The sequence below is a fragment of the Acinetobacter junii CIP 64.5 genome (assembly GCF_000368765.1).
In the GTDB taxonomy this organism is placed as follows: Bacteria; Pseudomonadota; Gammaproteobacteria; order Pseudomonadales; family Moraxellaceae; genus Acinetobacter; species Acinetobacter junii.
In genome coordinates this window covers 355,253-380,194 of record NZ_KB849654.1, presented here as the reverse complement: position 1 = coordinate 380,194, position 24,942 = coordinate 355,253, and the positions used below count along the sequence as shown (strand labels likewise).

The 24,942-nt window shown below is 39.3% G+C and carries 25 protein-coding genes and 1 other RNA gene; 20 read left to right on the top strand and 6 right to left on the bottom strand.

Translation table 11 applies throughout. From position 1 onward, the window contains the following. Nucleotides 1-60 precede the first annotated feature (60 nt). Nucleotides 61-420: a transfer-messenger RNA gene (ssrA, locus tag F948_RS15920) on the bottom strand. A 364-nt stretch (nucleotides 421-784) separates the two neighbouring features. Here ssrA and F948_RS16660 point away from each other — a divergent pair. The 5 genes from F948_RS16660 (at nucleotide 785) to F948_RS03300 (ending at nucleotide 4,336) form a co-directional block, all read left to right on the top strand. Next, nucleotides 785-1,717, top strand: a complete 933-nt coding sequence (locus tag F948_RS16660) for an ATP-binding cassette domain-containing protein (RefSeq protein WP_004959971.1) — start codon at nucleotides 785-787, stop codon at nucleotides 1,715-1,717. Nucleotides 1,718-1,756: 39 nt separating this feature from the next. Beyond that, on the top strand, nucleotides 1,757-2,251 hold the full coding sequence (locus F948_RS16655; RefSeq protein WP_004959968.1) for a protein-tyrosine phosphatase family protein: 495 nt from the start codon (nucleotides 1,757-1,759) through the stop codon (nucleotides 2,249-2,251). A gap of 23 nt (nucleotides 2,252-2,274) precedes the next feature. Next, nucleotides 2,275-2,682, top strand: a complete 408-nt coding sequence (locus tag F948_RS03310; protein WP_004913846.1) for a hypothetical protein — start codon at nucleotides 2,275-2,277, stop codon at nucleotides 2,680-2,682. Between the two features lie 88 nt (nucleotides 2,683-2,770). After that, nucleotides 2,771-3,874: a globin domain-containing protein gene (locus F948_RS03305; RefSeq protein ID WP_004959965.1), complete on the top strand. Its 1,104-nt coding sequence runs from the start codon at nucleotides 2,771-2,773 to the stop codon at nucleotides 3,872-3,874. Between the two features lie 75 nt (nucleotides 3,875-3,949). After that, nucleotides 3,950-4,336 (top strand): roadblock/LC7 domain-containing protein, encoded by a 387-nt coding sequence (locus F948_RS03300; RefSeq protein WP_004913841.1) that lies wholly within the window; start codon nucleotides 3,950-3,952, stop codon nucleotides 4,334-4,336. Between the two features lie 170 nt (nucleotides 4,337-4,506). On the opposite strand, the gene F948_RS03295 is transcribed toward F948_RS03300, so the two are convergent. Beyond that, a complete protein-coding gene (locus F948_RS03295; RefSeq protein ID WP_004913839.1) occupies nucleotides 4,507-4,929 on the bottom strand; it encodes an Lrp/AsnC family transcriptional regulator in 423 nt (140 codons plus the stop codon). A gap of 231 nt (nucleotides 4,930-5,160) precedes the next feature. Here F948_RS03295 and F948_RS03290 point away from each other — a divergent pair, with 231 nt between their 5' ends. The 8 genes from F948_RS03290 to F948_RS03255 all read left to right on the top strand — a co-directional run bounded on the left by F948_RS03290 (nucleotide 5,161) and on the right by F948_RS03255 (nucleotide 15,064). Further along, nucleotides 5,161-6,435 (top strand): Glu/Leu/Phe/Val family dehydrogenase, encoded by a 1,275-nt coding sequence (locus tag F948_RS03290; RefSeq protein ID WP_026057356.1) that lies wholly within the window; start codon nucleotides 5,161-5,163, stop codon nucleotides 6,433-6,435. Nucleotides 6,436-6,517: 82 nt separating this feature from the next. Next, complete coding sequence (locus F948_RS03285; protein WP_004959961.1) at nucleotides 6,518-7,723, top strand: aspartate aminotransferase family protein; 1,206 nt, start codon at nucleotides 6,518-6,520, stop codon at nucleotides 7,721-7,723. A gap of 21 nt (nucleotides 7,724-7,744) precedes the next feature. After that, nucleotides 7,745-8,788 carry an arginine N-succinyltransferase gene (gene astA, locus F948_RS03280; RefSeq protein WP_004913833.1) on the top strand — a complete coding sequence of 348 codons (1,044 nt, stop codon included), beginning with the start codon at nucleotides 7,745-7,747 and terminating at the stop codon, nucleotides 8,786-8,788. Next, nucleotides 8,788-10,257: a succinylglutamate-semialdehyde dehydrogenase gene (astD, locus tag F948_RS03275; RefSeq protein ID WP_004959958.1), complete on the top strand. Its 1,470-nt coding sequence runs from the start codon at nucleotides 8,788-8,790 to the stop codon at nucleotides 10,255-10,257. The genes astA and astD overlap by 1 nt, the downstream gene beginning before the upstream one ends. 33 nt (nucleotides 10,258-10,290) lie before the next feature. Beyond that, the gene (gene astB / locus F948_RS03270) at nucleotides 10,291-11,631 is read left to right on the top strand and encodes an N-succinylarginine dihydrolase (RefSeq protein ID WP_004959956.1); all 1,341 of its coding nucleotides are present in this window, start codon (nucleotides 10,291-10,293) and stop codon (nucleotides 11,629-11,631) included. Between the two features lie 95 nt (nucleotides 11,632-11,726). Further along, nucleotides 11,727-12,701 (top strand): succinylglutamate desuccinylase, encoded by a 975-nt coding sequence (gene astE / locus F948_RS03265; protein ID WP_004959954.1) that lies wholly within the window; start codon nucleotides 11,727-11,729, stop codon nucleotides 12,699-12,701. A 173-nt stretch (nucleotides 12,702-12,874) separates the two neighbouring features. Next, nucleotides 12,875-14,368, top strand: coding sequence for an amino acid permease (locus tag F948_RS03260; protein WP_004913820.1), 1,494 nt, complete (start codon nucleotides 12,875-12,877; stop codon nucleotides 14,366-14,368). Nucleotides 14,369-14,512: 144 nt separating this feature from the next. After that, on the top strand, nucleotides 14,513-15,064 hold the full coding sequence (locus F948_RS03255) for a lipocalin family protein (protein ID WP_004959951.1): 552 nt from the start codon (nucleotides 14,513-14,515) through the stop codon (nucleotides 15,062-15,064). Nucleotides 15,065-15,073: 9 nt separating this feature from the next. Here F948_RS03255 and F948_RS15910 read toward each other — a convergent pair whose 3' ends face one another. Beyond that, the gene (locus tag F948_RS15910) at nucleotides 15,074-15,241 is read right to left on the bottom strand and encodes a DUF2256 domain-containing protein (protein ID WP_075696245.1); all 168 of its coding nucleotides are present in this window, start codon (nucleotides 15,239-15,241) and stop codon (nucleotides 15,074-15,076) included. A gap of 2 nt (nucleotides 15,242-15,243) precedes the next feature. Further along, a complete protein-coding gene (locus F948_RS03250) occupies nucleotides 15,244-16,773 on the bottom strand; it encodes a cryptochrome/photolyase family protein (protein WP_004959948.1) in 1,530 nt (509 codons plus the stop codon). Nucleotides 16,774-17,203: 430 nt separating this feature from the next. Between F948_RS03250 and modA the strand changes: the two genes are divergently transcribed. The 3 genes from modA to F948_RS03235 are packed head-to-tail and all read left to right on the top strand — an operon-like array spanning nucleotide 17,204 to nucleotide 19,276. Beyond that, nucleotides 17,204-17,962, top strand: coding sequence for a molybdate ABC transporter substrate-binding protein (gene modA / locus F948_RS03245; RefSeq protein WP_004959946.1), 759 nt, complete (start codon nucleotides 17,204-17,206; stop codon nucleotides 17,960-17,962). Nucleotides 17,963-17,966: 4 nt separating this feature from the next. Continuing rightward, on the top strand, nucleotides 17,967-18,656 hold the full coding sequence (gene modB / locus F948_RS03240; protein WP_004913742.1) for a molybdate ABC transporter permease subunit: 690 nt from the start codon (nucleotides 17,967-17,969) through the stop codon (nucleotides 18,654-18,656). Between the two features lie 2 nt (nucleotides 18,657-18,658). After that, nucleotides 18,659-19,276: an ATP-binding cassette domain-containing protein gene (locus F948_RS03235; RefSeq protein WP_004959942.1), complete on the top strand. Its 618-nt coding sequence runs from the start codon at nucleotides 18,659-18,661 to the stop codon at nucleotides 19,274-19,276. Here F948_RS03235 and F948_RS03230 read toward each other — a convergent pair. Further along, complete coding sequence (locus tag F948_RS03230; RefSeq protein ID WP_004952847.1) at nucleotides 19,271-19,537, bottom strand: metal/formaldehyde-sensitive transcriptional repressor; 267 nt, start codon at nucleotides 19,535-19,537, stop codon at nucleotides 19,271-19,273. The two genes, F948_RS03235 and F948_RS03230, sit on opposite strands and share 6 nt — an antisense overlap. A 56-nt stretch (nucleotides 19,538-19,593) precedes the next feature. Here F948_RS03230 and dmeF point away from each other — a divergent pair, with 56 nt between their 5' ends. After that, nucleotides 19,594-20,553 carry a CDF family Co(II)/Ni(II) efflux transporter DmeF gene (dmeF, locus tag F948_RS03225; RefSeq protein ID WP_004959940.1) on the top strand — a complete coding sequence of 320 codons (960 nt, stop codon included), beginning with the start codon at nucleotides 19,594-19,596 and terminating at the stop codon, nucleotides 20,551-20,553. 51 nt (nucleotides 20,554-20,604) lie between these two features. Here dmeF and chrA read toward each other — a convergent pair whose 3' ends face one another. Continuing rightward, the gene (chrA, locus tag F948_RS03220) at nucleotides 20,605-21,948 is read right to left on the bottom strand and encodes a chromate efflux transporter (RefSeq protein ID WP_004959937.1); all 1,344 of its coding nucleotides are present in this window, start codon (nucleotides 21,946-21,948) and stop codon (nucleotides 20,605-20,607) included. A gap of 259 nt (nucleotides 21,949-22,207) precedes the next feature. Between chrA and tauA the strand changes: the two genes are divergently transcribed. The 3 genes from tauA to tauC are packed head-to-tail and all read left to right on the top strand — an operon-like array spanning nucleotide 22,208 to nucleotide 24,927. Then, nucleotides 22,208-23,248, top strand: a complete 1,041-nt coding sequence (tauA, locus tag F948_RS03215; protein WP_171057510.1) for a taurine ABC transporter substrate-binding protein — start codon at nucleotides 22,208-22,210, stop codon at nucleotides 23,246-23,248. Between the two features lie 9 nt (nucleotides 23,249-23,257). Then, complete coding sequence (locus F948_RS03210; protein ID WP_004959932.1) at nucleotides 23,258-24,049, top strand: taurine ABC transporter ATP-binding protein; 792 nt, start codon at nucleotides 23,258-23,260, stop codon at nucleotides 24,047-24,049. Next, a complete protein-coding gene (tauC, locus tag F948_RS03205; RefSeq protein WP_004959929.1) occupies nucleotides 24,046-24,927 on the top strand; it encodes a taurine ABC transporter permease TauC in 882 nt (293 codons plus the stop codon). The genes F948_RS03210 and tauC overlap by 4 nt, the downstream gene beginning before the upstream one ends. Nucleotides 24,928-24,942: the final 15 nt, after the last annotated feature.

The window sequence follows — 24,942 nt, the reverse complement described above, 5'->3', positions numbered from 1 at the left end:
TATAAAAATCTTGTCAATAAAAAAGCCACTTATGTAAGTGGCTTTTTTATTAAAGGTATTTGGTGGAGGTGGCGGGAGTTGAACCCGCGTCCGCCAGCACTACACTCGAGAATACTACATGCTTAGATATCGTCTATTGTTTTAACACCATGTGACCCGACGAACAGGGTACAAGGTGCGATCCTCTAAGTTTGGTATAAAGCCCCGAGGCTTGGCTCTATACGGACTTGTGTGCGTGCGCTTCGGTCGGGTTCCTAAACCACAAGTATTCTAGGAAGCGGACAAGCTGCCCTTAGGCAGCTAGAGCGTAAGTTTCGTCGTTTGCGACTATTTAAATGCAAATTTTATTTACGAGAGAAAATGCGCTCTCGGCATGCATCTATGAGCTTCATCACCAGCGTCGAAGCCAATAACACCCCCATATATGAACGAGCATCATAGCACAAATATTATGGATTTGAACGTTAATTTCTATGTAATTTGATCGATTAATAGATTCTTGCACTTCAATTAACCCAACGGACAATAAACTCGCTACAGCAGTCAAGTCATCTACTTAAATTGAAATAAAACAAAGAATTTGATTGAAAATACATCATATTGTAGTTTGGAAGAAAAAATTTACTGTGAAAGCGGGGGGAAATCAAAGAATAAAATTGAGAAAAAATGTTTTGAAAATTAGACTAATTATTACCGTGATAAATTATGTTATTTGTGTTATAAATTGTATCTTAATTGTTTTTATTTTTTGCATTTGCTTTTTGATGGTTATTGGGGTTGATAAGTGGATGAGGATTCAACACTTTCGATAAAAAATTTTAATTTAGAAATCTCAGGGAAGAAAATTTTAAGATCTTTAAATTTAAAGGTTTTAAGCCATGGGATTACTATTTTAATGGGACCTTCCGGAACAGGTAAATCGACTTTACTGCGTACACTTGCGGGTCTGAATCAAGGAAATCCTCAACTCAAGTTCAGTGGTGAGATCACTTATAATGGCTATTCATTATTTGAGTCTGATAAAAAACCTGCCTTAGTTCAGCAAAAATTAATTCATATTACACAGACTGTTAAAGAAAATATTCTTTCACATTTACCTAATCGTTCGAGCCTAGATTTACAACAACAACTCAGTCTAATCCAGCAGTTATGCGATCAGTATGATCAAACTTGGATTCTGGCAAAGCTTCACCAATCGACGGCAACTTTAGAACGCCATGAAGCAAAGAATTTAGCAATTTTATATACCTTGTTGTCAGAGCCAGCACTGTTGATGATTGATGAACCAACGGTGGGGTTATCTGATTCCGATGCGATTTTTGTGCATGATTTAATCCGTAAAATTGCCAAAAAAATCCCGATTTTGATTATATCTCACCATATTCAGCGATCTAAAAAATTAGCCAATTACGTTGGTTTATTAGCAAATGGTTGCATACAAGAAATTAGCTCAGCAGAAGCTTTTTTTGAACATCCTCAACACGAGATGACGAAACAATTTCTGAGAACCGGGTCCTGTGCGGAGCTTTCTGCTGAAGAGTTAGATCGACAAGAGCAATCGTTGATGAATCTCCAAGTAGCGACTTCAAAACATTTGAGTTTAGCTAAACCTTTAGTAGACGTTGATCAAATATCAAATGAGCAAATTTTAGAGTGCTCGCAGAAAATCCAAAGTCGTGAAGAAACAGACACAAATCTGCAACACGTTGATTTTTGAGAACACAAAGCGGATGCAAAAAACCAAGCTAGAGGCCCCTTGGGGTTTGTTTGGCTAATTCGAGGACTGCTTGCTGGTTGTCCGTGTCCTGGGGTAGTTCGAGAGACGGCACTTGATTTGAAGTATTTACAGGATGTTGGAATTACTGATTTGGTATCACTAACCGAGGAAAGTTTTAACCCTGATCTAGCCGCTGAATTTGGCATAACCGTTTCACATTTCCCGATTGACGATATGTCTGTTCCATCTTTGCAGGATACTTATCAGTTTTGTCTGTTTATTGATCAAAAAATATCTCATCGCAAATCCATTGCGTTGCACTGTAAAGCAGGTTTGGGGCGAACAGGAACGATGTTGGCTGTTTACTTTTTATGGAAAGCAAGGCTTCAAAAGACTGCACTTGAGGCAATCGAATATATACGTTCTCTGAATTACTTGATGATTCAATCTGAGCAACAGATTGATTTTTTGTATGATTTTTCAATTTTTTTAGAAAAACACATTGACTCTAATGTGTTGGTTAGCAAGGCGTAACTCGCCATACAAGGGGAAATAAGATGTTAGATGATGCTTTACAACGTGCAATGACCAGCGTACCAGACTGTCTCGCAGCTGGTTTTGTAGATTTAAATTCAGGAATGATTTTAAGTATTAAAACGGTTGATTCACATCCTTCGGAAGTGTTTGATTTTTTAGCTGCCGCTACAGCTGATCTTTTTCAGGGGCCGAATGTTGTCGCAATTGAGAAAATCTTTAAAAAATCACGTGGTTTGATGGATGAAGATAATTATCACTATTTCCAAGAAATTATCGTGAATAGCGAAAATTTGATCCACGTATTTATTCGCACGAAAGATCAAAACGAGATCGTATGTTTTGTTTGCCGTAAAGGTGCGAACTTAGGCATGGTGTTGACTAAGGCTCGTATTGCTTTACCAACGATTGAACGCGCGTTCCACGCATAATTCAGTCGATGCGTATGTTTTAAGCAAAGTCTAACTTTGCTTAAAACAACGATGAACTTCATGATGAATTTTCAAAAAGGTGAGCGTGATGCCGCATCTTGAATTTGCAGGATATACGATTGAAAGTAAAGCTGACGAAACGGTTTTAGCATGCTTTCAGCGTTCAGGTATAGAAATCGATTTTTCATGTAAAAGCGGTGTATGCCATCGTTGCATGTTGAAATGTATTTCTGGTGACATTCCAGAACAGGCAAGTCGTAGGCTACCCATCACGCATCAAGGGCAAAACTATTTACTCGCGTGTCAGTGTGTTCCAACAACGGATATGAAATTAGTTGCGAAGTCAGACGAAGACAGCATAACGCAATGTATGGTTTTGTCATCAATTTCACAAGCAGATCATAGTCTGATTCAAGCAGAGCCTTATAGAGAACTGACTTATCAAAAAGGTCAGCATGTTTATGTAACTGACATCTCAAAACAGCACTCAATTTTAGCAAAATTAGTGAGTGATCCTGAGCAAGAAACATCTCTGAGTATTGAAATTGCTAAAAAATATATGGAGTGGGTTCAAGAGCAAGGCTTGGATCAGTTAGGAAATGAGTTCTACCTGAAAGGCCCAATTAGCGCACCTCAAGTTATAATCGAAAACGATGTAGCGATCAATCCAGCCTTATGGGAAGCGTTGGGCGGGGATCATACAGTCAGAAAAATTTTGACCGAATTCTATAAAAAAGTATATGCCGATCAGCAACTTGCTCCATTTTTTGAAAGAGTAACTATAGATCGAATTATTGGAAAACAATTTGCATTTTTAAAACAGTTAATTACAGGTGAGGCGACTTTCTTTAGTGAGCAACCAAGAAATTCACATCATTGGATGGTGATCTCAGATGAGTTATTTGAGCACCGTATGTTGCTGATGCATCAAACTTTATTAGAACACAAACTATCGGCTGATTTGATTGAACAATTTGAACGTTATGAGCTGCAATTTAAAAATGATATTGTCAAATCCCAAGCTTGGTTAAAACAAGTTGGTGATTTATTAGTAGACACTGAAAAATATGAAGAATGTCAGTTAGATGAAGCAACAGTTTGTGATTATTGTGAAGCGGAAATTGAGCAAGGCACCGTGGTGAGATTTCATATGCGTCTTGGAAAATTGGCTTGCAAAGCATGTTCAAAATAATGCGGTGATGGATAAAGCTTTAGCAATTATCCAGTAAAAATTTACTTGATGAATGGTCGAATAGGAGAGAAAAAAATGATTGGTCAATTTTCAAGAACAGCAATGGTGTTTATTGAAAAAACCTTACGTGAATGTGAACAATGTATAGGTTTTTCGGGAGCTGCTCTGTCTAGCCCTGATGGTTTGGTTCTGGCGATGCATGGACAAATCTCAGGTGATGAAGCCGCAGCATGTGCATCTAGTTTGTTTGTAGAGTCAGAAACTGCTTTAAGTTATATCGGAGAGTCCGAGCCACGTATGATGTTGTTATGGACTGCAAATAAATTGTTGGCTTTGCACTTGCTTAAAAATGGCAGTATTTTCTTTGTGACATCCACTGAAAAAAATAATTTTAATGCGGTGCTTAAATTTAGTTTAGAAACATCAAAAAAATTGGATAACGCTTTAAGCATAATGGGTTAAACAAACTTAAACATGCTAGAAGATTTAACTACTCATGATCATTTTGAATGAGAAAATAGTCCTTGTTTGTTCCCGCTTTTTAAAGGAGGGAACAAGCACGATTTTGGATTAGATTTGCTCTAAAGCTTACTTCAACTGATTAGTCAAAACCAAACAAAGCTAGATCAAGTTTAAGTTTTATAAGTCGATAATAAAATACTGGTTTCACTATTGTAAATTCCTGAAATATTACGAATTCTTTCCAATGCTTTGTCGAAATTTTCTAAGCTATCGGACTGTAATTCGACCAAAATATCCCATTTACCATTGGTGGTATGTACACGTTCAACTGCCGATTCTAAGCGGAGTTCTCGTATCACTGCTTGTGCCTTAGTGCCTTCAACCATGACATTCATCCATGCACGAATGATATTTTTTTCAACATTTGGGCGATAACGAACCGTATAGCCTGTAATGATGCCTGTGCTTTCCATGTACTCGATTCTCTTTTGAACCGTGGCACGTGAAACGCGTGCTTTCGCAGCTAAGTCCGTGATCGACATCCGTGCATTATCTTTAAGCAATCCTAAGATAATATGATCAACATTATTCATTTTGATGTTTTCTATTAGCAAATTGATAAAAATTATCTCATTTTAATTATTTTAAAGAATTTTGTGAATCATTTTGATTATTAATAATAGTGCTAATAGAAGCTCCAAACATTTTTAATGTTGTCAGCGCAAGTCACTAATGTAGTCATGGAACGATGGAGTGAAAGGATTCTCTTTTTGAATCAAAGGGAATCTATAGATAACAGGGAAAACTGATTAATTAAGGAATAGATGATGTCTTTATCATATACGGGTCAACATGGTGGTGCTTGGCAAACTTATCTCACTCAAATTGATCGAGTGGCACCTTATCTTGATGCTGATTTAAGTAATTTTATTAATACCCTTAAAACGCCAAAGCGTACATTAATCGTTGATGTTCCAATCGTGATGGATGATGGTTCTATCCGTCATTTTGAAGGTTACCGTGTACAACACAATTTATCACGTGGTCCAGGTAAAGGCGGTATTCGCTATCATCAGGACGTTGAGTTAAATGAAGTCATGGCGCTATCTGCATGGATGACCATTAAAACTGCAGTACTTAATCTCCCATTTGGTGGTGCAAAAGGTGGTATCCGTGTTAATCCAAAAGAGCTATCTCCACGCGAGTTAGAGCGTTTAACTCGTCGTTTTACTAGTGAAATCAGTCCAATTATCGGTCCTCAAATTGATATTCCAGCACCAGATGTGGGTACCAATGCCAACATTATGGGTTGGATGATGGACACGTACTCAAGTATCAAAGGTCATACAGTTACGGGTGTAGTCACTGGTAAACCCGTGCATTTAGGTGGTTCATTGGGTCGTGTACGTGCGACTGGTCGTGGTGTATACGTGACGGGTTTGGAAGTCGCGAAACGCATTGGTTTAGCGGTTGAAGGCAGTAAAGTTGCTGTACAAGGTTTTGGTAATGTTGGTAATGAAGCCGCTTACTTATTTAGCCATGCTGGTGCAAAAGTTGTCTGTGTACAAGACCATACAGGCACGATTTTTAATGCTGAAGGCATGAATGTTAAAGCATTACAAAAACATGTCACTGAACACGGTGGAGTAATGGGCTTTGCAGATGCAACGGTGATTGCTGATGAGGAGTTCTGGAATGTTGAGATGGACATTCTCATCCCAGCAGCATTGGAAGGACAAATTACAGTCGAGCGTGCACAAAATCTAAAAGCAAAAATTGTGCTTGAAGGTGCCAATGGTCCGACATATCCAGAAGCAGACGATGTATTTGTTCAACGCAATATTACCGTTGTTCCAGATGTTATCTGCAACGCAGGTGGTGTAACCGTCAGTTATTTTGAATGGGTTCAGGATATGGCGAGCTACTTCTGGAGTGAAGATGAAATCAATGAGCGCCTTGATAAGTTAATGATTCAGGCAATTGCTGATGTTTGGAATATGGCTGAGCTTAAAGGATGCAGTTTGCGTACTGCTGCTTATATCTTGGCATGTGAACGTATCTTAAAAGCACGTAAAGAACGCGGTATTTTCCCTGGTTAATAAAGGGTATAGAACAGGCTTCGGCCTCGGGCTTGTGGTATTGACACAAGCCCAAAGATTAAACAGGAAGTGAGTATATAAAATGAATGATGTCGCTATTACACGTAGTCATTTTAATGACTGGATGGTTCCCGTCTTTGCCCCAGCAAACTTTATTTTAGTCCGTGGCGAGGGTTCTCGTCTTTGGGATCAGAACGATAAAGAATATATTGATTTTGCGGGTGGAATTGCGGTGAATGCTTTGGGTCATGCGCATCCTGTTGCAGTCAATGCCTTAACTGAACAAGCACAGAAGCTTTGGCATATTGGTAATGGTTATACCAATGAACCAGTTTTACGCCTTGCCAAACAATTAGTGGATAGCACATTTGCAGACAAAGTATTTTTCTGTAACTCAGGTGCAGAAGCGAATGAAGCTGCTTTGAAATTAGCTCGAAAAATTGGTTTGCTCAGTGGTAATCCAAACAAAAATCATATCGTTGCATTTAAAAATGCCTTCCATGGTCGTACCTTATTTACCGTTACCGCTGGCGGCCAACCAAAGTATTCTCAAGACTTTGCACCCTTACCTGAAGGCATTGAACATACGGCATTTAATGATTTAGAAGCAGCGAAAGCTGTAATTAATGAAAATACATGTGCTGTGATTGTCGAACCGATTCAAGGTGAAGGTGGTGTAGTTCCAGCGGATCTTGAGTTTTTAAAAGGTCTACGTGCCTTATGTGATGCCAATGGTGCAGTATTAATTTTTGATGAAGTACAAACAGGTGTCGGTCGTACAGGCTCTTTGTATGCCTATATGAATACAGGTGTTACCCCAGACATCTTAACGACTGCTAAAGCATTAGGTGGTGGTTTCCCAATTGGCGCGATGATCACAACAGACCATTATGCCAATATGTATGCCGTAGGCGATCATGGTACGACTTATGGTGGTAATCCACTGGCATGCGCAGTAGCAGGTGCAGTTTTTGAGTTTATTAATACGCCTGACGTTTTAGAGGGTGTGAAACAACGCCATCAATATTTCGTAGATGCATTAAATAAAATCAATGCGCAATATGGATTATTCAAAGAAATTCGTGGTCAAGGTTTGTTGATTGGTTGTGTACTGAAAGATGAACATGCAGGTAAAGCTAAAAATATCGTCACACTTGCGGGTGAAGAGGGTTTATTAGCTCTAGTTGCGGGTGCAGATGTCGTGCGCTTTACGCCTTCACTGATTATTCCAATGGAAGATATTGATGAAGGTTTAAATCGTTTTTCTCGTGCATTAGCACGTCTCTAAATCTGCTGTGAGCATCTAACCATGATGATTGTTAGACATGCAGCGCATCGGGACTTAGATGACATTTATCGTTTAGCGCAACGAGCAGGTGAGTCAGGTATCGGCCTGACCTCCTTGCCGCAAAATAAAGAAATCTTGGCAGCGCGAATTGCACGCACGATAGGTACTTTAGAAGGTACGACTGAGCAGTGTGATGCAAGCTATTTGTTTGTTTTAGAAGACACCGTATCTCAGACAATCGTTGGTGTAAGTGCCATCGAGGTTTCGGTTGGATTGAAAGAGCCATTCTATAACTTTCGTGTGGCGAAACAGGTACATGCTTCTAAAGCACTCAATGTTTACAATGCTTTAGACACCTTATTTTTGAGTAATGATCATACAGGTTGTAGTGAGTTATGTACCTTATTCCTTGATCCTGAATATCGAAAAAATCAAAACGGTAAGTTTCTTTCTAAGGTTCGTTTTCTATTTATTGCTGCATTTCGCTCGTATTTTGAAGATCGCTTAATCGCAGAAATGCGAGGTTTTTCAGATCAGAATGGTCATTCACCATTTTGGGATGCGTTGGGATATCACTTCTTCAATATGGATTTTGCGACCGCCGATTATTTAAGTGGTATCGGTCAAAAAGTCTTTATCGCTGAACTAATGCCAAGATTTCCTGTTTACGTCAATCTATTACCAGCTGAGGCTAGAGCGGTAATTGCAGAAGTGCATCCGCATACCTTGCCTGCAGCAAAAGTTTTGATGTCAGAAGGACTTAAATATCAAGGTTATGTCGACATCTTTGATGCTGGACCTACTTTAGAAGCGAATACTGCGGATTTGCGGGCGGTCAAAGAAAGTCGAACAGTGAAAGTCAAAATCACTGAGCAAATCGAAACGACTGATACACACTATTTGGTCGCAAATGACCAATACAAAAATTACTGCGTGCTGTTGATCAATAACAAAGTCTGTGATGGCGATACCTTAATGATCACATCTGCACAAGCTCAGGCTCTCCAAGTTAATGAACAGGATGAAGTACGAGTTTTAGCATTAGATAAAATGGAGAATCACTAATGTCGCAAGGTGAATTATTAATTAATGGTGCTTGGGTACAGGGAAAGGGTACAAGCTTTATTAAAACCAACCCTGTGAGCAATCAACAGATTTGGTCTGGTTATGAAGCTAATGTTGCTGATGTTGGGGCAGCTTGTAATGCTGCTAGAACAGCTTTTCCTGCATGGGCACGCTTAGGTTTAGAGCAACGTGTAGCTATTATTGAACGCTTTGCAAGTTTACTTGAACAAAATAAAAATCAACTTGCACAAGTCATCAGTCAAGAAACTAGTAAACCACTGTGGGAAACACTCACAGAAGTACAATCGATGATTGGAAAAATCGCGATTTCAATCCGTGCATATCACCAACGGACAGGTTTTAGTGAAACTGAAATGCAAGATGGCATCGCCTCTTTACGTCATCGTCCTCATGGGGTACTTACAGTTTTTGGACCGTACAATTTCCCAGGACATCTACCTAATGGACATATTGTTCCTGCACTAATTGCAGGTAATACGGTTGTGTTCAAGCCAAGTGAATTAACACCTTGGACAGCTGAAGAAACTGCAAAATTGTGGCAACAGGCAGGGTTACCAAATGGTGTGCTCAACCTTGTGCAAGGTGGTCGTACGACAGGTGAGGCTTTAGCTGCTGCTGAACAAATTGACGGTTTACTGTTTACGGGAAGTGCCAACACCGGCTATCACTTGCATAAACAAATGGCAGGCGCACCTGAAAAAATCCTAGCCCTTGAAATGGGGGGTAACAACGCTTTAATCATTGATGAAGCAACTGATATTGATGCAGTGGTGAATCTAGCTATTCAATCCGCTTTCGTGTCTGCGGGACAACGTTGTACATGTGCACGCCGTATCATTGTAAAACATGGCGTTAATGGTGATGCATTCATTCAACGTTTTGTTGAAGTCGCAAAGAACTTAGTGATCGGTGCTTGGGATGCTGAACCACAACCATTTATGGGCGGGGTGATTTCATCTCATGCGGCAGATCAGATGATGGCTGCACAAAGCAAATTGATCGCACTAGGCGCAAAACCATTGTTAGCAATGACTCGTCCTCAAGCTGACAGTTCATTACTCAGTGCAGGCATTTTAGATGTCAGTGAAGTGAATGCAATCCCAGACGATGAATATTTTGGTCCTTTGACGACGATCTATCGTTATCATGATTTTGATGAAGCACTCAAAATCGCCAATAACACACGTTTTGGTTTAGCTGTAGGTTTGGTTTCTCCTGATCGTGAATTATTTGATCGAGTATTGATTGAAGCACGAGCTGGCATTGTGAACTGGAATAAACCATTAACTGGCGCATCGAGTGCTGCTCCATTTGGTGGTGTGGGTGCATCGGGTAACCATCGTGCAAGCGCGTTTTATGCAGCAGATTATAGTGCGTGGCCGATGGCTTCACTGGAAAGTGATAGCGTTACACTGCCGTCAAAATTATCACCGGGCATTGTGCTCTAAGTTAAATCGTGCCGTGACGATATGGAGAAAAAAATGTCAGGTTATGAAATCAATTTTGATGGCTTGGTTGGACCAACTCACCATTATGCAGGTCTTTCTTTTGGTAATGTTGCTTCAACAAAAAACCGTAATAATGCGTCCAATCCTAAATTAGCAGCCAAACAGGGCTTAATGAAGATGAAAGCCCTTGCGGATTTAGGGCTTAAACAAGGGGTGTTTGCTCCACAAGAGCGTCCACATGTTCCGACCTTACGCCGTTTAGGTTTTACAGGTAGTGATATTGATGTCATTGCACAGGCAATGCGAACTGCACCTGCCTTGTTATCTTCACTCAGTTCAGCATCTTCAATGTGGACTGCAAACTCATGCACCGTGTCACCATCGGCTGATAGTGCGGATGGACGTGTACATTTTACAGCCGCAAATCTAAATAATAAGTTCCATCGCTCAATTGAGCATCATACGACAACGCGAATCCTTAAAGCGATGTTCGATAATGATGTATATTTCGCGCATCACGAAGCCTTACCTGACGCAGCACTATTTGGTGATGAGGGTGCAGCCAATCATAACCGTCTGGGCGGTGGATACGAGCAAGCTGGCGTGCAAGTTTTTGTTTACGGACAGCAACAGCTCGGTGGTACGGTTGCGCCGAAGAAATTCCCTGCACGTCAAACCCGTGAAGCGAGTGAGGCGATTGCACGTTTACATCGTTTAGATGCAAAACGGACGGTATTTATTCAACAGAATCCTGACGTGATTGATCAAGGTGTATTTCATAACGATGTGATTGCGGTAAGTAACCAACAGGTACTTTTTCATCATCAACATGCGTTTTTGAATCAAACACAAGCCTTGAATGAAATTCGTCAGAAAATGGCAGGGATTGAGCAAGAATTTATTTCGATCGAAGTGCCTGAAAACCGTGTGAGTGTTGAGGATGCTGTTGCGACATATTTATTCAATAGCCAAATTTTGACACGAGCAGATGGTGGGATGAGTATCGTTGTACCTGAAGAGTCTCGTCAAAATAAAGCGGTTTGGAGCTACTTGAATGACATGATTCAGATGGGTACTCCGATTGATGACATCAAGGTGTTTGATCTGCGTGAAAGTATGCGTAATGGCGGTGGACCAGCATGTTTGCGCTTACGTGTCGCGGTCAATGAAAAAGAGTTAGCAGCAGTTAATCCAAATTTATTTATGAATGACGGTTTGTTTAAGACCCTCAACCAATGGGTTGATCAACACTATCGTGATGAATTAACTCAGGATGATTTAGCTGATCCAAGTTTGTTGATTGAGAGTCGTACAGCGTTAGATGAATTAACCAAAATTTTAGGTTTAGGTTCTGTTTATCACTTTCAACGCTAATCATCGTAGTTAAAAGATTGATATGGATTTTCCTCAAATCCGAATGCTCACTATGGCATCGGATTTGAAGTGGTTAAACAAGGGAATGATGGCATATGGTTGATCTACTCGAATTAACTCTTGCACAGCAAGCACCTAATCAAACTCAAGGTGAAACAACTGAATTTACTTGGCAATGGCTAGGTGAAGGGTTATTAGTATGCACGCCTAAGACAAGCTATAACAAGGCCATCATATTTTCTGCGGGTATTCATGGAAATGAAACGGCACCGATTGAATTGCTCGCAAAGATGGTTCAAGACCTGTTCGCTTCTCGTTTACGTTTGACGGAGCGAGTCCTTTTTGTTTTCGGTAATCCTCAAGCTATTCGCAAAGGTGTACGTTATCTAGAAAATGATATGAACCGCATGTTTTGTGGAGCTTATCAACAATTGAATTCTGATGAAGAAACAAAGCGTGCTCAGCTTTTAGAGCAAATTACCGCAGAGTTTTTCCAGCAAAGTCGTAGTGATGCTCAACGCTATCATTATGATTTGCATACGGCTATACGCACATCACTATTAGCTGTATTTGCCTTATTCCCTTATCAGACGCAACCCTACGATGATTTTCTCATAGATAGCCTCAACGCTGCTGATCTTGATGCTTTGGTGTATCACAACGCTGTTGGTAAAACGTTTACTTATTTTACAACTGAGTATTTTCAGGCTGCCAGCAGTACTTTGGAGTTAGGTAAAGCAAAGCCATTTGGTCAAAATGATTTAGCTGAATTTTCTGCAATTGATCAAGTACTTCGTGCCGTAATTACAGGTGAAGCTTTACCTCAACGACAAAAAGCATCGCTTCGTCAATTCAAGGTTGTAGATTCAATTGTTAAACAAAGTGAGGATTTTCAACTGCGATTAGATGCGAATGCACCTAATTTTTCAACCTTTGAAAAAGGCGATGTAATCGCTACTCAAGAGGCGGGAAATTATATTGCAAGCGATCAGCAAGTTTGGATTTTATTTCCAAATCCGAACGTCAAAGTAGGATTGAGAGCAGGGCTAATTCTCAAAGAAATAATGTAGATAACGCCATTCGAAAGATTTTAAGCGGTTCAAGGAAATGATGTATATGGAGTTTGAATATGGATGTTCAGTAGAAAAATACGCAGAAAAAAGATATCCGTTGGATATTGACTGTTATGAAAGTGAAACAGCAAGGACAGGTTGTCATAAGAATATCGTTGGAGTGATCGTGTATGAGTAACAATAATGAAAAAACATTTCCTTCAGGTGAACTCCTGAGTGAGCAATATGTGCCGCAACAAGACACATCAAGCCATTTAAATACTTCGTTGTCAGAAGTAGATGTCACTAAACCTTTGAAACGTGCAATGACAAAACGTCATTTGGTCATGATTTCTTTAGGTGGTGCGATTGGAACAGGACTGTTTCTTGGTTCAGGAGATGTTATTTCTCAAGCTGGCCCAATTGGAGCAATTTTATCTTATCTACTTGGGGGCGTAATTGCTTACATGGTCATGCTGTGCTTAGGCGAGTTAGCCGTGCATATGCCCGTATCAGGTTCGTTCGGTGAATATGCCAGAACTTATATTGGACCTGGTACAGGTTACATGATTACGTGGTTGTATTGGTTAACTTGGACCGCAACATTGGGGACGGAGTTTACTGCGGCAGCATTATTGATGCAGGAGTGGTTTCCATCTATTTCCATGTGGACATGGACGCTGTTATTTGCAGGATTAATTTTTTCACTGAATGTCAGTTCAACGCGTTTATTTGCAGAATCTGAATTTTGGTTATCATTGGTTAAAGTTTTAACCATCATTTGCTTTATTGGTTTGGGGCTAGCCGCTATTTTCGGAGCTATTTCCTACCATGGGCATGAATCAGCGCCTTTATTTAGTAAATTAACAGAGCATGGTTGGTTTCCAAATGGAATATTTCCTATTTTTGCGACTATGCTAATTGTGAATTTTGCATTCTCAGGTACTGAGTTGATTGGTGTTGCGGCGGGTGAAGCAGAAGAACCTGCTAAAACGGTTCCTAAAGCAATCAATGCCGCGATTTGGCGACTCCTGATTTTCTTTGTTGGTACGATTATCGTGATCTGTGCCTTATTGCCTTATGACATGGCAGGTTTAAATGCAAATTCGGTAAGTAATAGTCCTTTTGTAACTGTATTCAATTACATCGGTATTCCATATGCTGAAGATATTATTCGTTTTGTGATTATCACTGCATTGTTATCTGCTGCGAATTCTGGATTATTTGCTGCTTCACGTATGATGTGGTCACTATCGACTAAAAATCAGTTACCTAAAGTTTTCGCAAAATTGACACGTTCAGGTACACCGATTATTGCAATTATCGTGACGATGTTTGGTGCAATACCAGGTTTATTGTCTGAGCACTTTGCACCTGAAACAATTTTCAAAAATTTATTAGGTGTTGCTGCATTCACTATGGTTGTAGTGTGGATTTCGATCTGTGTCTCTCAATTTAACTTCCGTAGACAATGGATTAAATCTGGTAACACCGTTAAAGATCTCAAATTTGCTGCGCCGTTATTCCCATTAACTCCTATTTTAGGTGGGGTATTCTGCGTCATTACATGTATTAGTATGGTGACTGATCCATCGATGCAAGTTGGATTTGTATGTTGTGTTTTGTTTATCATCGCTTGTTATGCAAGTTATGCGATTTTCTATAAAGATAAACAGGTAAATTAATTTCTTAATCGGAAAGTTGGAGTGACATCTCCAACTTTCTTTTTATATAAAAAAGAATAAAACTTACTTTTAGAGATGACTCACATTTTATTCACGCTGAGCTACTTATAGTTGAAAAGTATAGTTTTCGATGAAGAGGATAAAATGAAAGTAAAAACGCTATTAAGTCTATCTGTATTGTCTATTTCATTAAGCACTTTAAGCTTTCCCACCTTTGCAAACACACCAAAAGCAGTTGATAAAATTGATATAAATCAATATGAAGGTAAATGGTATGAAATTGCACATTTACCGATGTATTTTCAACGTCAATGTGTGAGTGATACCAGCGCTAAATATGCAATCAAAGCTGACAATACAATATCGGTACTTAATAGTTGTCGTACTGCTTCTGGAGAAATGAAAAGTTCAGAGGGCGTAGCCTATCCACAAAATCAGGGAAAAAGTGAGTTGAAAGTGAGCTTTTTACCAAAAGGATTACGTTGGTTACCATTTACCAAAGGCGATTATTGGGTATTGAGAGTTGATCCAGATTATAAAGTTGCTTTGGTTGGCGGACCATCAACAAAGTATCTATGGATACTTTCAAAAACTCCAACTATCGATGAAGCGACTTATCAATCCTATTTACAAACCGCCAAACAGCAAGGTTATGATTTAAGTAATTTAATTAAAACAACTCATACTTCACCATAATCGACTCATTCAGGTGTGATTGTTTACATCTGACTTCGCTTTTCGCTTAGCAAGCTGTTTACATTTTTGGGAACAGAAGTTCACATCACACCAGCTTCTTTCCCATTTTTTTCGCCATGTGAAAGGGCGTAAACAATAAGCACAAATTTTTTCAGGTAAATGAAGTTTCTTATGCATGATTAGAGTTCTTCGATACGTTTTTGTAGATCATTCGCATGAGTCAAAATTGTATTTTGATCATCTTGGCTAAGCTTATCCCATTGTTTATACATCATTGACATTCTGTGATTGGAGCTAAAGAAAACACGGTGTTTGGCTAAGAAATTCCAGTATAAGCTATTGAAAGGACAGCTATCTTGTTCAGTTTTGGTTTTGACATTGTAGTGGCAGTTCTGACAGTAGTTAGACATACGATGAATATAGTTGCCTGAAGCTGCATAAGGTTTACTTGCCACGAGACCACCATCTGCAAACAAAACCATACCGTGAGTATTAGGTAGCTGCACCCATTCAAAAGCATCTGCATAAACACTGAGATACCAATCATTCACTTGTTTAGGTGAAATACTATTTAATAAAGTAAAGTTCCCAATCACCATTAATCGTTGTATGTGATGGGCATAAGCATTTTCCAAAGAATTTCTTAAAGCTTCACGCAAACATAGCATTTTTGTTTCAGCTGTCCAGAAATAATCAGGAAGGTTACGATCTGCCTGTAACTCATTTAAATCAGGATAAGTTGGCATTTTTAACCAATATATTCCTCGAATAAATTCACGCCAACCTAAGATTTGACGGATGAAACCTTCAGCAGCGTTTAGCGGAACATGATGATCAAAGTATGCTTGTTGCGCAGCATCACAGACTTCTTTTGGAGAAAGTAGACCACAATTTAGATAGGGAGAAAGCAGACTGTGAAAGAGGTAATCTTTCCCAGTGACCATTGCATCTTGATATTGGCCAAAATGAATTAATTGATAATCAATAAAATATTGGAGTGCTTCGAGGGCTTGTTGTCGAGTCGTTGCCCAGTTGAAATGATTGATCTGACCGATATGTTCTTTAAATTCTGTTTTAACCAATTCAATGACATCTAAGTCAATTTGGTCTCGATCAAACTCTAGAGTTGAGGGGATTGGGTCATTCTTATTCCAAGCTTGTCTATTTTCGATATCATAATTCCATTTCCCACCGATTGGTTCATTACCATTCATTAAGTAACTGGTTTGCTGTCTTAGCTTTCGGTAGAAAAATTCCATACGTAAGGTTTTGGTATTTGAAGCCCAGTTGCGAAAGGCTTGGGGAGAACAGAAAAAACGATCGTCATTAAGGATTTGTACTGGGATTTGAAGTTGCTTAGACCATGTGGTTGCAATCGCTTGTTGTAATCGAAATTCACCACTTTCTGTGATGATCAATGCATCAGCTGGATTTTTTTCTAATTGTGCTTGGATAAAATCAATAAATTCTTGAGCAGCTTGTGTACGGTCAAATGTTTGATAACGAATCTTCCAACCTTGTGCTTTTAATGATTTTGCAAAATGGCGCATTGCACTGAAAATAAATGCGATTTTTTGAGGGTGGTGCTGTACATAGGTAGCTTCTTCAACCAACTCTGCCATCAAAATGAGATCTTGATCTTTATCAAGCACTTTGAGTGTGGCAATTTGCTCTGAAAGCTGATCTCCTAAGATTAAGCCGTACCGCATAAGCTTGTCACCTATACAAAATTTTAATATAGGTGCAGTACTGTAAAATCCTTGTGAATATAAGATCCTTGAATGACTTGTTGTTTAAAAATGATTCATTCAAACAATCGAATTTTAAACATTCGGAATAAAGCTAAATAAATTATTTTTTGACTTAATATTAAATTAAGTTTTCTCGCTTATTCTAAAAATGCAGCATGACAGTTCAAGCATGGCTACACCTTTGGCCACATCTCACGATGTGGTTTTTTTCGGCTACTTAATTTTATATAGAAATCTAATCCTTATAAATTAACTCAATTTCGTATTTAATTTATATAACTATTAGAAAATTAAGGATTACTCAATCTTTCTTTTTTAGTGTATCTTTATTAAGCGATATGTTCGCAAGAATATATCGAATTCTGAGGATGAGGTCGTTCCATTGGTGATGATACAAAAATACCGATATGCTTTGGCTGTATGCGTCGGCTTATTTAGCCACACACAAGCATTTGCGGTTGATAAAGTTACAGTATATGCAGCTGCAAGTTTAACCAATGCGATCAATGAATTAGATGTGATCTATGAGCAGAAAAATAAAGTTCAAATCCAAACATCTTATGCAGGTTCATCAACTTTAGCCAAACAAATTGAAGCAGGTGCGCCAGCTGATATTTTTATATCAGCGGATGTTCAATGGATGGATTATTTGCAAAAAAAACAGTTGGTATCGGTAAATGATCGCGTGAATTTATTGGGTAATCGTTTGATAGTGATTGCTCCCAAAGCTCGTCCAATCAAATTAAAAATAGATAAAAGTTTTGATTTCACTAGGGTTGCTCAAGGTAAATGGTGTACAGGTGATACCAAGAGTGTACCTGTTGGGAAATATGCAAAGCAGGCTTTGACGTCGATCGGCTGGTGGGATAAGGTTTCAACTCGTCTAGTGGAAACAGAAGATGTACGTGCAGCCTTAAACTTTGTGGCACATGGTGAATGTCAGTTAGGGATTGTTTACGCTACTGATGCAGCGATCAGCAAAAATGTCATCATCGTTGGAACATTTCCAGAAAATACCCATCAACCTATTATTTATCCAATAGGTTTAGTAAAGAAGAATACAGAGTCAATGAATTTCTATAAGTTTTTACAAAGCAGTCAGGCAACAAAAGTATTTAAAAAATATGGTTTTAGCGTACTTAAGTAATTAAATGATGATTCTGACTCCTGAAGAACTTGAGGTGTTGCTACTGTCATCTAAAGTGGCAGCAACATGTCTGATTGTGAGTTTAATTCCAGCAATTTTGATTGCTTTGATTCTAGCTAGGAAAGAGTTCTGGGGTAAATCACTATTTGAAACACTGGTTTTCTTACCTTTAGTGTTACCACCAGTTGTACCTGGTTATTTGTTACTTCAAATTTTTGGCAATCGAGGCATCTTAGGGCAATACCTAGCACCACTAGGATTGGAGTTTGCGTTTAATTGGAAAGGGGCAGTATTGGCATCTGCGGTAATGGGCTTTCCTTTACTCGTACAATCAATTCGATTGGCGATTGAACTGGTGGATCAGCGTTTAGAAATGGCTGCAAAAACTTTAGGGGCTTCTGCATTCGGCACGTTTATGCAGGTAACTTTGCCACTTGCAAGCAGCGGAATTTTGGTGGGAAGTATTTTATGTTTTTGCCGAAGTTTAGGTGAGTTTGGCGCAACGATTACCTTCGTGGGGAATATTGCCAGTGAAACTCGTACTTTGCCTTTAGCCATGTATAGTTTGATGCAGCAACCTGATACTGAAGCAGCAGTTTGGCGTTTAATAATCTTATCCTTATCCGTAGCTTTCTTTGCACTATGGTTTGCGCAATGGTTCAATCGTTATCAGAAAAATAAACGTGGTCGTTAAGCATGATTGATTGTCATATCCAACTTAGCCAAGGACAATTTTCTCTAGATCAACGCTTTCAATCCGATCAGTCTGTGATTGGTTTATTTGGAGCTTCAGGTTCAGGAAAAACCACGATTTTGCATAGTATTGCTGGGTTGATTAAACCTCAATCAGGTTGGATTAAAATACAGAATCAAACATGGTTTGATCGGGCACAGAACATTAACCTGAGTACACAACAGCGTCGGATTGGTTTGGTATTTCAGGATGCGCAGTTATTTCCTCATAAAAATGTAATGCAGAATCTATTGTTTGGTTTCACACATATTCGCCCCGAGCAGCGTCAGTTTGAACTCGACTATATTGTTGAATTGCTTAAATTGGAGCATTTAACTGAAAGGATGCCGATTAAGCTCTCAGGAGGGGAAAAACAACGTGTTGCACTTGGTCGTGCATTACTGTACTCACCACAATTATTATTATTAGATGAACCACTTTCTGCTCTTGATTCCGCGCACAAAAAAGAGATTATTCCTTTCTTTCAAAAAATCAAAGCAGAGATAAAAATTCCGATGCTGTATGTGAGTCATGATAAATCAGAAATCGAACAACTCACTCACGAGATTTGGTATCTATAAATAACGTTGTAATAAAGCAAGAAACTTTTGTATTTCTTCTTCATTAATATGTTCAGCATCCTTTAGTACGTGTTCTTTTAAGTGTTGTTCAATTAATTGATTCATTAAACCATTTACAGCACCTTTAACCGCGGCGACTTGCTGTAAAACTTCGATACATGAACTCTCTGGATCGGTTAATGATTTTTCAACCGCGGTAATTTGTCCTTGAATGCGCTTCACTCGATTTAGAATTTTTTTGTCATGGTGTAGATGAGACATACATTTTTCCTGAAAAAATATATACTGAGGGGGAGTATATTTTAAAGTTAAAGCAAATGCAGCATACTAACCTAGAAAGACGCCATTCTCATCAATTTGATCAGGGAAATCCTTTAGCCCAGAAAAAGATTTTGATCGCCACAATTTTAACCGCTGTGATGATGATCTTAGAAATCTTATGTGGATGGATTTTTAATTCGATGGCATTACTGGCTGATGGTTGGCATATGAGTTCCCACATGCTAGCACTAGGTTTGGCTTATTTTGCTTATCAAATGGCTCGACAGTATGCAAGTGACTCCAGATTTAGTTTTGGAACATGGAAAATAGAAATTTTAGCTGGCTATAGCAGTGCTATTTTATTGATGGTCGTTGCGCTACTGATGGGGATTCAGTCGATTGAACGATTATTTAATCCCGTTACGATTCATTTCAATGAAGCGATTCCAATCGCGGTTGTAGGTTTAGTTATAAACTTGGTCTGTGCATGGTTATTACATGATGGTGGACATGAGCATCACCATCACCATCATCATCATCATTCACATCATCACGATGATCATCATCAGCATACACACGATCACCATCATCACCATGATTTAAATCAAAAAGCCGCATTTTTGCATGTAGTGGCAGATGCAGTGACTTCAGTGCTCGCAATTATTGCTTTATTTGCTGCAAAATATTTTAGCTGGAATTTTCTAGATGCCTTGCTTGGAATTATTGGTGCATTACTGGTTGCCAAATGGTCTTGGGGATTAATTCAAGAAACAGGTAAAACCTTATTAGATGCTGAAATGGGGCACCCCGTGGTACAAGAAATAAAGGATGTAATTGCCCAACTTCCACACGTAGAAATCACAGACCTACATGTATGGAAAGTTGGTAAAGGCAAATTCTCTTGTATTTTAGGATTGGAAACATCGATAGCTGATTTGACTCCTGATCAAGTCAAACGTGAGCTATCCATACATGAAGAAATTGTACATGCCTCAGTTGAAATTCATCATATTTAATATTTCTGAGACTGAAGCTAGAGTCGAATAATTCAACTCTAGCTCAATAGTTTAAACAAAGAGATATAGGATCAAACCACAAACTGCTGAAGCAAAGATCACGTAAAGAACATTAATCTGAAATTTAAAGAGTGCGATCATCGCTGCAACGGTAATGATTGCCGCTTCGTAGTTAAATGCATGATCAAAACCATTTGGCCATAGCACGTGATAGCTAAAGAATAGAGCAAGATTAAGAATGACACCTACAACAGCAGCGGTGATCGCAGTGAGTGGTGCGGTAAACTTAAGCTCGTTATGTGTAGATTCAATTAGTGGTGCGCCAGCGAAAATAAAAACGAAGGAAAAGAGAAAGGTAAACCAAGTAACAATTACTGCACCCACGGCACCTGCAAGAAACAGATGCTCAGTTCCGAGTAAAGCTTGATTAAAACCACCCAAGAAGCCCACAAATGCGACAACCATAATTAATGGGCCAGGTGTACTTTCTCCGAGAGCCAATCCATCAATCATTTGAGTTGGGTTTAACCATCCGTAGTAATTCACTGCACCTTGGTAGACATAAGGCAGCACAGCATATGCTCCGCCAAAGGTAAGCAAGGCTGCTTTAGTAAAGAACCATGCCATCTGAGTATAAGCGTGTTGCCAGCCTAGGCTGAAGGTCAACAGTAAGATCGGAATACACCATAAAAATGCTGCGATAAGAACAATTTTAGCGAGATTCGCCCAGCGAAAAATAGCATGGGCAGGTGGTGGTGTATTGTCATCAATCAATGCTGCACCATAATTTTTTTGATTACTTTGATGAGATGCTTGCTGACTAAATAAATGTGGCTGCTTTTTACTGAGTAAATATCCAAGTATTGCGGCACTGAATACAATCAATGGAAATGGGATATTAAAGAAAAATATTGCGATAAATGCAGCACCTGCAATGAGCCATAAGAATTTATTCTTCAGTGAACGACTACCTATACGATAAGTTGCATGAAAGACAATTGCTGTGACTGCTGGTTTAATTCCATAAAATAAACCTGCAATAATTGGGACATCTCCAAACTGTACATAAATCCATGACAAGGCAATCAGGATAAACAACGAAGGCAGCACAAATAGAATGCCTGCCACTAAACCACCTAAAGTACGGTGCATTAACCAGCCGATGTAGATGGCAAGTTGCTGAGCTTCAGGTCCAGGCAACAACATACAATAATTAAGTGCATGTAAAAATCGTTTTTCAGAGATCCAGCGCTTTTGTTCAACTAGCTCCTGATGCATCACTGCAATTTGACCTGCGGGTCCACCAAAACTAATAAATCCAAGTTTTAGCCAAAATAAAAAGGCTTGCCAAAAAGGAACGTGGTCAGGTGTGGTTGTTGCATCAGATTGTTGCATAATCATTCTCAATTAGAGTGTTTATTTTTTGAATATCGCGAGTTTATGGCACATCATATGAAGCTGATGATTCTAGATGAATCCAATTTATTTCTTTATATATTTTATTGATTTGATAATTCAAATTGATGACTTTTCTTAAATTTATTTCACGTCTAAAGATCAAAGAATCTAGCTTATATATCTTTAAATTGCATAAACAACTCATTTTTTATTATTTTTAATCATAAAGTGTGACGCATACCATAAGCCTATATTATTGAAAGATCATCTAATTATGGGCATCAAGAACACCAAGCCATTGATTGTAACAGCGATCGTCCTTGTGGCGATTGTTGCTTTTATTGTCTATCAAAATCAAAAAGATGCTTCACCTGTTCAGTCTAAAAACAACAAGGCAGTAGTGATTGCTTATCAAACAGGTGTTGATCCGACCAAGGTTGCACAGGCAAATGGAGAATATGAACGTGATACTAATCAAGCAATTCAATGGCGTAAATTTGATGCTGGTTCAGATGTAGTTAATGCCTTGGCTTCAGGGGATGTGGTGATCGGCAACATTGGTTCTAGTCCTCTAGCTGCTGCTGCAAGTCGTGATTTACCGATTGAAGTCTTTCTGGTGACAGCAAAATTAGGTGGTTCAGAGGCATTGGTGGTGAGCAACAAATCAGGCATTAACAACCCGCAAGATTTGATTGGTAAAACCATTGCTGTGCCATTCGTTTCAACCACGCATTACAGCTTATTGTCAGCACTCAAGCATTGGAATATTGCGGATAACCAAGTCAAGATTATTAACTTACGTCCACCAGAAATCACAGCAGCTTGGGAGCGTGGTGATATTGATGCGACCTATGTTTGGGAACCTGCCTTAAGCAAAGTTAAAGCGACTGGTCATGTCTTAACAGACTCGAAACAAGTCGGCGAGTGGGGCGCACCAACCTATGATTTATGGGTGGTTCGTAAAGATTTCGCTGAAAAAAGTCCTGAGTTCTTAAAAGCCTTCGTGAGAACCAGCTTAAAGCAGATTGAAAGCTATAACCAAGATCCTAAAGCATTTGAGCAAAATACAGACAATATTCAGAAAATCGCACAATTGACGGGTTCTGATGCCAAAGATATTCCATTGCTTCTTTCAGGAAATATATACCTTGGTCGTCAGCAGCAACAAGCCACTTTATCAGGTGAATTTGCAGAGAACATTTTCGATACAGCCACTTTCTTAAGAAGCCAAGGCAAGGTGGATCAAGTAAAACCTAACTATCAAGCCAATGTCACCACTCAATTCTTACAACCATAGGAGATCGAAATGAGCGTATTAGCTGCTGAGCATCTTCATTTAACTTTTCCAAACCAGACCGTGCCTGTATTGCAAGATATTAATCTCAAAATTGAAGAGGGCACTTTGACGGTAATTTTGGGTGAGTCGGGTTGTGGAAAAACCACATTACTGAATATTTTGGCTGGTTTTCAAAAACCAAGTTCAGGACAGATCAAACTTGATGATGAAGTATTAACGATACCTGATGCTCGCCGTGCAGTGGTGTTCCAAGATCATGCGCTATTACCATGGTTAAATGTCTCTGAAAATATTGGTTTTGCTTTACAACTTAAGGGTTTAAAAGAACAACATATTCATCAGCAAGTTGAATCCATCCTGAAGATAGTAGGTTTGAGCCATGTTGCACAAGCCAATATTTGGGAACTGTCAGGTGGTATGAAACAGCGCGTGGGTATTGCACGTGCCTTGATTAGCCATGCAGCCTTTATTTTATTAGATGAACCTTTTGCTGCGCTTGATGCATTTATCCGTGAAACCATGCAGCAGTTGGTGTTGGATTTATGGATTCAACAAAATAAATCTTTTTTCCTCATCACCCATGATATTGAAGAAGCGTTATTACTCAGCAATCAACTGGTATTGATGACAGCTCGTCCAGGCAAGATTGTTGAAACTTTAAAACTAGACTTTGCAGAGCGCTATAAGCAAGGCGAATCGATTCGAACAATTAAATCCGATCCAAAATTTATTCAATTACGTGAGCAATTGTTTGAGCGTTTGCGTGTACAGAAACAAGCAGGGTATGAGGTGACTGTATGACGGGACAAGCAAAAAATACAGCCTATGAGCTAAGTAACACAGCAGAGTTTGCACAAATTGACCCGAAAAAATCAGCTTCAAGACGAAATGCTATAGGTGATTTTCTCGCGCGTCATCGTAGTTTGGTGCTGAGTTTATCGAGCGTTATCAGTGTGCTGGTGATCTGGTATTTGATCACTGCTTTAAAAGTTGTTCCAAGTTTGTTTTTGCCAAGCCCACAAGCGGTATGGCAGAAGTTTCTTGAAGTCAGTCAACAAGGCTTTATGAAAGCGACTTTATGGCAACATTTAGCCGCCAGTATTTCGCGTGTCTTATTGGCTTTAGTTGCTGCAATTGGGATTGGTGTGCCTTTAGGTTTATGGATGGGTTTGAACAAATGGGTGCGTGCGGTACTTGATCCTTTGGTTGAGCTGTTACGTCCGATACCACCTCTAGCCTATTTGCCATTATTGGTGATTTGGTTTGGGATTGGTGAAACCACTAAAGTGCTTTTGATTTTCTTTTCAATCCTTGCATCAGTCATTATTAGTAGCACTCATGGCGTAATCAGTCATCAGCTCAATCGTGAGCGTGCAGCCTTATCTTTAGGCGCAAGCCAATCGCAAGTGTTTTGGCATGTGATTCTGCCGACAGCCTTACCACATATCTTAACGGGTATCCGTATTGGTTTAGGTGTGGGGTGGTCGACTCTAGTGGCTTCGGAATTAGTTGCAGCAGATCGTGGTATTGGTTTTATGGTGCAGTCAGCAGCTCAATTCTTGATTACCGATACTGTGGTTCTCGGCATTATTGTTATTGCGATCGTTGCAGTGAGTTTTGAGTTGTTTTTGCGTTGGTTACAGAAGCAACTCTCTCCTTGGTATGGTCAACAGTTATAAGTGTGAGTAGTAGAA